The 8,967-nt window shown below is 66.5% G+C and carries 6 protein-coding genes; 5 read left to right on the top strand and 1 reads right to left on the bottom strand.

The window, feature by feature from the left end; genetic code table 11:
• Positions 1–99: 99 nt before the first annotated feature.
• Positions 100–336, top strand: a complete 237-nt coding sequence (locus ACIHAD_RS42940; protein WP_397360581.1) for a hypothetical protein — start codon at positions 100–102, stop codon at positions 334–336.
• 529 nt (positions 337–865) lie between these two features.
• Here ACIHAD_RS42940 and ACIHAD_RS42935 read toward each other — a convergent pair.
• Entirely contained in the window at positions 866–3,934 is a 3,069-nt protein-coding gene (locus tag ACIHAD_RS42935; protein ID WP_397360580.1) for a DUF3427 domain-containing protein, read from the bottom strand.
• Positions 3,935–3,999: 65 nt separating this feature from the next.
• Here ACIHAD_RS42935 and ACIHAD_RS42930 point away from each other — a divergent pair, with 65 nt between their 5' ends.
• From ACIHAD_RS42930 to ACIHAD_RS42915, 4 genes are all read left to right on the top strand, one after another.
• The gene (locus tag ACIHAD_RS42930; protein ID WP_397360579.1) at positions 4,000–4,887 is read left to right on the top strand and encodes a phosphorothioated DNA-binding restriction endonuclease; all 888 of its coding nucleotides are present in this window, start codon (positions 4,000–4,002) and stop codon (positions 4,885–4,887) included.
• Positions 4,888–5,144: 257 nt separating this feature from the next.
• Positions 5,145–5,879, top strand: a complete 735-nt coding sequence (locus tag ACIHAD_RS42925) for an NrtR DNA-binding winged helix domain-containing protein (protein WP_397360578.1) — start codon at positions 5,145–5,147, stop codon at positions 5,877–5,879.
• Entirely contained in the window at positions 5,876–6,994 is a 1,119-nt protein-coding gene (locus ACIHAD_RS42920; protein ID WP_397360577.1) for a purine phosphorylase, read from the top strand. The genes ACIHAD_RS42925 and ACIHAD_RS42920 overlap by 4 nt, the downstream gene beginning before the upstream one ends.
• Positions 6,991–8,955, top strand: a complete 1,965-nt coding sequence (locus tag ACIHAD_RS42915; RefSeq protein WP_397360576.1) for a hypothetical protein — start codon at positions 6,991–6,993, stop codon at positions 8,953–8,955. The genes ACIHAD_RS42920 and ACIHAD_RS42915 overlap by 4 nt, the downstream gene beginning before the upstream one ends.
• Positions 8,956–8,967: the final 12 nt, after the last annotated feature.

Here is an 8,967-nt window from a genome sequence, read left to right as displayed (position 1 = left end):
AGGCATATCCGCCCGCGTCACCAGCCTCCGCTCCGTTGACCTGCACTTTCAGCTCGGGACGGACTCCAGAACCCCCGAATTGCGCGGAACGCAGGCCTGTTGGCCATCGGCAGTGTCGTCTACTCGGTGTCGCCTCCGCTGAAGCTGGGCGAGTCTCCGCACTCAAGCGCCGTAATCCATGCTTTTGATCTGCTGCTTCCCATTGTCGATGCGGACCAGCAGTCGGCGTTCAACCCAGGGGGAGCGACGCAGTGGCTCTTTTTACGGCTGATCGCGGCTGGCTGGGTGCCGGCGACCACCGTTGTCGCCGGCGCGGCCCGCGTACTGGCCCGGTGATGTGAACTTCAAACGAAGGTTACGCACGTATTCGGCATGATCAGGCTGGTTGTGTTCCCCCGTGCCGTGCGGCCGGAAGAGGGTACCGGCGAACGTGGCGGCCTAAAATGTGGTCCGACCTGGGGAAACGCCATCAAGATCATCCCGCGCATGTCCCCTGATCATGGTCTTACGGTTGCATGCGGGCACCGCCTGCTGCCTACCAAGGACACAAAACAAAAGACCTGCGGCTGTGAAACCGCAGGTCAGGGGCCTGAAATGCCGATCTAGGTGAGTGCCCCCGGCAGGATTCGAACCTGCGGCACCCGCTTTAGGAGAGCTCCAGCAACTACGAGTCTGGTTTGGCTAGTGATGTGGGGATATGTGGGTGCTGCTCGACATGTGTTGAGGTCCTTGGCGTGGGCCTGCTGAGGATCACCTCATCGTGGGTGTTTGACCTGCTCAGAGCCGTATTCGTAGAAGTAGGGCCACAAGACGTTCCCGCTCTCCAGTGCGGGTGTCTTCGCAAAGTACTCCCCTTGCAGTCGGCTCAGCCGGCGGTTGCCTTGGCGTAGTGGAACACCTCGGGAGGGAGCGGGTGATCCAGGCGCCAGACGAAGCGGACCGGTCGCTCGCCCTCGCGGCTCACGTACCGCATCGGTCCCGCGTACGTGTACGGCGGGGCGCCCAGTCCTTCGTCGCGCTTGGAGTTCCTGATGAGGAGGTGGACCGTGGACTCGCCTGTCATATAGCGGCGGGCGGTGGGAGCCGCGGAGCGTAGGGTGCTCTGCGACTCCCACTGGAACAGGTCCTCGCTGATCGCCCGGTCGGCGTAGAGCGTGGTGGGGGAGTAGCGGTCCTCCGACTTGTCTACGGTGACGAAGAACAGGTCCGCGCGGTGCTCCTGCACGTATTTGACGCCTTCCCGCATGTGTGCGGGCTTGTCGATACCGAAGGCGGCCAGCACTTCGTTCTTGCTGTAGCGGGCGTTCACATGCAGGGGCACGACAGGGTCTAGCGGTGGGGCAACGTGACGCAGGCCGGAGCGGAGCACGTTCGCAAGTTCGTCCAGCTCCGCCGCGCGGGCGCCCGTGAGGTGGGCGAGCCGGGCCTCCATGCCGGAGATCGGTTGGGTGCCGCCCCACAGCATCGCGTCCAGCATGGCCAACAGGCGTAGCTCGCGCGGCGATTGTGGAGCTCTTCCGGCCAGCACCTCGGTGAGGAAGGTGAGCCGCTCGACGTCGTCGATGTGCAGCATCCGGCCGAAGGCCCGTCCGAGCGCCTCGTCACCCGGCACGGCGCCGAAGCCGGCGGCGTGCCGAAGCGAGGCCCAGCCCTGGCGGCTGCGACGGTAGAGGTCCTCGAGGTCCAGTCCGGTCTCCTGGAGGAACGTGGGCAGGTTTACGTCTCCGAGGTCGCGGAGTTCGCGTGCTAGGTCCCGCCAGTTCAGGTTGAGCGCCTGCCGGACGTTGTCGAGGACGAGCCGGCGTACGTCCCGGTCCAGGTCGATCACGCAGCCGGCGGGCAGCGTCGGGAAGCCCTGCTCGATTTCCCGCGCGATGCCGGTGCGGCTTGCACCGGTGAGTGCACGGTAGCGCCGGTCGAAGCGGAACTGCTTGTGCTGGTGGCCGACGAAGTCGAGTACGGTCAGGCACGGCTTGTCCTCAGCCAGCCGCAGCCCGCGCCCGAGTTGCTGCAGGAAAACGGTGGCGCTGTCGGTGGGCCGCAAGAACAACACGGTGTCGATCTCCGGGACGTCGACGCCCTCGTTGAAGAGGTCGACGGTGAACACCGCGTTGATCTTACGGTCCCGCAGGTCCCGTAGGGCCTGGTCGCGCTCGTCACGCAGGCTCTGCGCGGTGACGGCCATGGAAGGGAGCCCGGCTCGGGTGAAGCGGTCGGCCATGAAGCGGGCGTGGTCGATGCTCACGCAGAAGCCGATGGCTCGCATCCGTCCGACGTCGCCGATCTTGCGGTGCAGCGTTTCCAGGACGACGGCGGCGCGGCGGTCGTTGCCGGTGTAGACGTTGGAGAGCTGGCCGACGTCATAGCCCGGGCCCCTGCGCCAGCCGATCTGGCGCAGGTCGGTGCCGTCGTGGACGCCGAAGTACTGGAACGGGGCCAGTAGCCCGCGCTCCAGCGCCTCCCATAGGCGCAGTTCGGCGGCGATGCGGCCGTCGAACCAGTGCTTGATGTCCTGGCCGTCGGCGCGTTCCGGTGTGGCGGTCAGGCCCAGGAGCACCTTGGGCCGCACTCCGGTGAGCAGTTTCCGGTAGGTGGCGGCCTCGGCGTGGTGGAACTCGTCCACGATCACCATGTCGTACCGGTCCGGCTCGGGCAGCGGGTTGGTGTGCAAGGTCTGGATCGAGGCGAAAACGTGCCGCCACTGCTCGGGACGGGCACCGTCCACGTACAACTCGCCGAACGTCTCATCTCGCATCACCTGCCGGAACGTGAGCAGGCTCTGCCGCAGGATCTCCTTTCGGTGGGCGACGAACAGCACCGACTCCGCCTGCCCTGCCGCGCGCAGCCGCCTGTAATCGAGCGCCGCGACGACGGTCTTGCCGGTGCCGGTGGCCATGACGACGAGGTTGTGCCACCGGTTGTGGATCTGCCGCTCGGCATCGAGCTCGTCGAGGATCTCTCGCTGGTAGGAGTACGGGCGGACGTCCACGTACGCGAAGTCGAGTTCCACTGGACGGCCACCGGCCCGCTCGGCGGACAGAGCACGGTCGAGCCGCTCAGCGTCATGCGCCGGGTCGTAGGGCTCAAACGACGGATCGCCCCAGTAGTCGTCGAACGTGGCGGAGAACGTGTCGATCAGGTGCGGCTGTTCGGCCTGGGCGAGCCGGACGTTCCACTCCAGCCCGTGGCTGAGGGCGGTGCGCGACAGATTGGACGAGCCCACGTAGGCGGTAGACAAGCCGTTGCCCCGATGAAACAGCCACGCCTTGGCGTGCAGCCTGGTCATCCGGGTGTCGTAGGAGACGCGGATCTCGGCACCCATCGCCACCAGCCGGTCCAGGGCGAGGCGGTCGGTGGCGCCGATGTAGGTGGTGGTCACCACCCTCAGCCGGCCACCGCGGTGTATGAATTCCTCGATCGCCTCCGCCAAGACCCGCACGCCGTTCCACTTCACGAACGCGCACAGCAGATCGACGTGATCGGCGGAGGCCAGCTCACGCTTGAGCTCATGGCCGATCTCCGGCTGACCGCGGCCGTTGACCAGCAACGCGCTTCCAGTAAGGGGGATCACCGGCCGCGCGGGGAAGCGTACGCGCCCGGCGGTGTCCCGGCTCCTGGCAATGCCCAGCAGCTCCTCCGCGGCTTCCACCATTTCCTCGGGTGAGGCAGCTTCCGGCACCAGCTCACCGATCAGGTCGGCGACCCGGTTGACGACCTCTACCTGCTGGGCCAGCCGCACCGCGTCGTTCTCACCCCGCACGGAGCGCAGCGCCCGGCGGGTGAGCGCCGCCAGATGGCGGGCAAGGACCTCGTGGGAGTCGGCGATGTCCAACGACCGCCGGTCGATCAGGTCGCGATCGGACACCGTACGCAGCAGGCTATCCAGCTCACGGGTGATCAGATGCTGGTAGACGCCCGGTGGAAGATCGCTCACCTCGGCGACTATAGGGCGTGGCCGGCCACCGCGACAGACGGAAAATCGCTCTACACTGGCCGGTCGTGGACTGGATCGAGCGGGTCGCCGAGATCCGGCGCTGGACCAGAGGCGGCGAGCGCGCCCCGCACAAGCCGCTTCTCCTCCTGTACGCCTTGGGCCACTTCCAGCGGCACGGCAACCGGTCCATCCCGTTCAGCGCCGCAGAGGCCGAGCTGAAGAAACTGCTCAAGGAGTACGGCCCGCCCCGTGACACCAGCCCCGGCTACCCGTTCCACCACCTTACGAACGATGGCCTGTGGCTGGTCGACACCCGCCACGGCCCCGGCAGCCCGGGCCCGGAACTGGGCCGCCTGCGCGAGAGCCAGGCCGCCGGCCGGCTGCATCCCGACCTGGCACACGCACTGGCGGAGGAGCCCGGGCTGCTGGGGCGGATGGCCAGATACCTCCTGGATTCCAACTTCGCCCCGTCCCTGCATGCGGACCTGTGCCTGCTGGCCGGCCTGGACCTGGAGACTCTCGAAACCGCCGCAAAGACCAAGACGCTGCTCGCTGTACGCCGTGATCCGGGCTTCCGCGACCGGGTGCTCATGGCGTACGAGTACTGCTGCGCGTTCTGCTCCTACGACGGCTGGCTGGACGGCGCGGCGGTGGGCCTGGACGCCGCGCACGTCCGCTGGTGGGCTTTCGGCGGGCCCGACGATGTGGCGAACGGGCTGTGCCTGTGCGCGATCCACCACAAACTGTTCGACAAGGGCGTCCTCGGACTGACCGCGGAGCGCACCATCGCCGTCTCGGCCAGGTTCGTCGGGCGCTCGCAGCCTGCCCTGGACATGGTGCTCTCCCTGGCAGGCCGGCCCGCCCGACCGCCCCAGCCTGGCCTCGACGAAGTTGAACAGGATCACATCGGCTGGCACAGTCACCAGGTGTTCCGCACCCCTGCCCGGGGCTGAGGTCATCGGTTGTGGGATCTGTAGTCGGCGTACTTTCAGGACCTACAGCCGACCCCCAGCACGGTTGACCCCGAAATTGTCGGAAGGGCGGCGTACCGTCACCGGCATGCCAGCCCTGGAACGCAGCACGCGCGGCGTGAAATAGGCGAACTCCTGCGGCAAAGGGGAGATCCAACAGCCTGTCGTATCGCTGGGGATCGCCAAAGCTAACCACGGCGCTACTTTTTGTCAGACTGACAAAAACATACTGTCGAGCCATGAGCGCCGATCGATGGGAGCCGCCCGCCATCTTGCTCGCTGTTGACCTGGTGATCCTCACATTGCGTGATTCACGCCTGCATGTGCTGCTCATCGAGCGCGGCATCGAGCCGTACAAGGGCGCCCAGGCGCTACCGGGCGGCTTTCTACAGCACTCACAAGAGAGCCTCCTCGCCGCGGCTCATCGGGAGCTGGCGGAGGAGGCCGACCTGGACGTCAAGACACTCCGGCTGGAGCAGCTAGGCGTCTACGACGACCCAGGCCGTGACCCGCGAGGCCGCGTGGTGAGCGTCGCCTTCCTGGCCATCGCCCCAAGGCTGCCCGAACCGACCGCCGGCACCGACGCCGCCGACGCCGGCTGGCAGCCCACCGACCAGGTACTCTCCGGCGATCTGCGGCTCGCCTTCGATCACCGCCGCATCGTCACGGACGGCGTCGAGCGTGCCCGAGCCAAGCTCGAACACTCCGCGCTCGCCACGGCCTTCTGCGGGCCGACGTTCACGATCACCGACCTTCAGGACGTGTACGAGGCGGTGTGGGGGATGCCGCTCGACCCGCGGAACTTCTACCGAAAGATCAAGAAAGCCGACGGATTCATCATCCCGGCCGGTTCGGCGCGCAAGGCCGCGACTGGGCGCCCGGCCCGGCTGTTCAGGGCCGGTCCTCAAGAGGTCCTGTACCCCCCGATGATCCGTCCCGTCGACTCGCCGAACGGAAAGGAGCAGGTGCAGTGAGCCCCGTCGTGATCCTCACCGCCCTAGACCTGGAATACCAGGCGATCAGAGAGAAGCTGGCCGGCCTGCGCCTGCACCGGCACCCGCAAGGCACCCTCTTCGAGGTGGGCCGCCTGGCGGATGGGCGATGCGAGGTGGCGCTGGCGCAGGTCGGCAAGGGTAACCACTCCGCTGCGGTGCTGGCCGAACGTGCCATCGCCGAGTTCCAACCGGCAGCTCTCCTCTTCGTGGGCGTGGCCGGCGCGCTGCAAACACACATCGCCCTCGGAGACGTCGTGGTGGCCACACATATCTACGCCTTCCACGGCGGCACCAGCGAGGACGAAGGCTTCAAGAGCCGCCCTCGCGTCTGGCAGACCTCGCACGTTGCCGAGCAGATCGCCCAGCACCTGCACCGCAGCAGCTCCTGGGCCAAAGGCCTCGACCCTCGCCCGAACGTGCACTTCGGGGCGATTGCCGCCGGAGAGGTCGTCCTGAACTCCCGGCTTTCCGAACACGCCCGCTGGATTCGCGACCACTACAACGACGCACGGGCGATCGAGATGGAAGGCGCTGGCGTGGCACAGGCCGGCCACCTGAACCGGGCACTGCCCGTCGTCGTGATCCGCGGAATCAGCGACCGGGCCGACGGCACCAAAGAAGCCACAGACCGCGAACAGTGGCAGCCGCGAGCTGCCGCCAACGCGGCCACGTTCGCCGCGGCTCTGGCCGAGGAGTTGTTCACCGACGAACCCACGACAAGGAGCTCCGCCATGCCCGAGACCGTCAGGAACATCGCCAAGGGAAACGCTCATGTGGGCGTGCAGGCAGGCATCGTGCACGGCGGTATCCGGATCACCCCTGAGACGCCCCGGCCGGCGGACCTGCCCGAGGCGCTGGCCGGGTTCCGCACCCGACTCTGGCAGGCGTGGGCGGACGGACGCCTGGATGAGTCGACGTACAAGGCGGCCGAGATTGAGCTGGTCACGGCCGACCAAGCTCTGGAGACAAAGACGCCGGATCGCAAGAACACACTGACGCTGGCGCTGAAGAAGCTCCGCGGGCTCATCGGCGACGTCGCAGACCTGGCAGCCGAGCTGACCGTCATCATCGCCCTGGTCCAGTCCCTGTCATGACAGATCCGGGGCACCGCGTCGAGAACGCGGCCACAGACTCCCACGTCGGAGTGCAGGCAGGGACAGTGCACGGCGATGTCATCTACATGACGACACCGCAGGATCCGCCCGAGACCAAGTTCCGGGCCGGGGTGTACTTCCTGAAAGGCCGTATGCCGGGCCCCGCCCGGAAACTGATCAACGAGGCCATGGCGGGCTACGCCACCAACGAGGTCTACTTCTACTGGTTGCTCGCCATGGTGAGCGGCCGGACGCGACACGAGCTGACCAAGGACGAGACCGCCCAGCTACGAGACCGACGCGCCATCATGCGACTCTCGGGCGAGGACACGTGGCGGGACGGCGTCCGCATCATCGACCGGCTCCTGGAGTCGGCAGGAAAGGCCGAGGAGGACATCCGGGTCGTCGTCAAAGACCTCGACGCGCTCCCCGAACCACAACGTAGCCTGATCCTGGATCACTTGGAGCTGTACCTCGACGGCCCGATCGAAGACCATCTGTGGCACCTCGCGCTGACGAAGGCCAAGACCGAGCAGATGGCCGGCGACCGAAAGGATCGGATCTGGAAGTTCTTCCATCCGGCGCCGAAGAAGCCCGAGCGCCGGGTCCCGAAGCCCCCAGACATGTCGTTCTCTACTCGGGCCCAGGCCCTGACCGCGACAGTTGTGCTAGTCATGGCGGCAGCTCACCTCGGCTACCTGGTCCTGCAGAGCGGTCGCATTCTCATGATGCTCGCCTACGTGCTGGGCATCGGGGGCGCCTATGTCGGTGTACCGAACGCCGCGGACTGGTGCTTCCGCGTCGGACGCCGTCGCGCCAAAGACAGGGAGTACCTAGGGCCCAAGAGCGAAGCCGAGCCCGGCAGCTTCGCGAAGAAGGCCGAGAACCGCATCGACCACTACTTCGCCAGATACCTACCGCCAGGCATGGACCGTGGCAACTGGATGGCCCACACAGCAGGAATCCGCCGTAGCCTGCGCGATGAGATCGCGGCGGTTTATGGGGGAATGCGGATCGGGATTGAGCGTCTCACCTGGCTCATCCGGCACCGGGCAACCGAGGCCAATGCCCGCCATCGAAGAGGCACGCTATGGAGCTACCGCGAGGAACTCGCCGCCCCTGGGCGAACGAAAGCTCTGGCGATACTCGGACTCCTCACCCTCGCAGGTGGAGGCGGCTGGGCAGCGGTCAGCGCCGTACCGGTCAAGCCCCTGCCGGCGATCGGCACGATCTTCCTCCTGCTGATCTCCGGATGGATCGGCACCCGTGCATGGCTCCGCATCATCCTGGAGCGCCGCCGGCACGCCGCCGACGAGATCGAGAGTGACCAGACCTACAAAGGCGACCTGGATGCCCTGGCCCGGTGGCGCGCGAGGATGGCGGACAAGCCCCGCGACGAGGAGATGGCCACCTGGCTGGACTGTGACAGGAAAGCGCTCCTAGATGAGGCGTTGCGGCACTACAGACTGACCATGAGCCATGTCATCGCGCACGCCTTCATCGAGGCTCCCGCTCGGTCGAGCGCACGCGCACGCCTACAAGGTGGCCCATGGCGCTACAAGAAGTACCAGCTCCTGGTCTTCCTCATCACCCAAGAAGGTGTCCGCCAGATCACCGTCACGCTCGATTTCATGAACGGCACCTTCCACGACCGACAGCGGCTCAACTACCGCTTCGAAACGGTCGCCGCGGTACGGGTCAGCCAGTCGGATAACGACGAACGCATCTTCCAACTCTCACTTGTCAACGGTGCTGAGATCAGTGTCGAGGTGAGCTCAGGGATGGAGGAGCTACAGCAGGGAGAGGTTCCCGGAGCGGTGTCCAAGGTGTCGTTGGACGCCGCAGGCCTTCCCCACACCCTCCACGTTCTAGAAGGAATCGCCGCCGAGGGGAAGAGATGGGTCGAACAGCAAGAGCTACGCACGGGAAACCTCACGGCAGCCCTGAAGGACCCCGAATGAGCGCGCCCGCTG

Origin of the sequence: Nonomuraea sp. NPDC052265 (assembly GCF_044547985.1) — a bacterium.
In the GTDB taxonomy this organism is placed as follows: domain Bacteria; phylum Actinomycetota; class Actinomycetes; order Streptosporangiales; family Streptosporangiaceae; genus Nonomuraea.
This window is presented reverse-complemented; position numbering and strand designations above follow the sequence as displayed.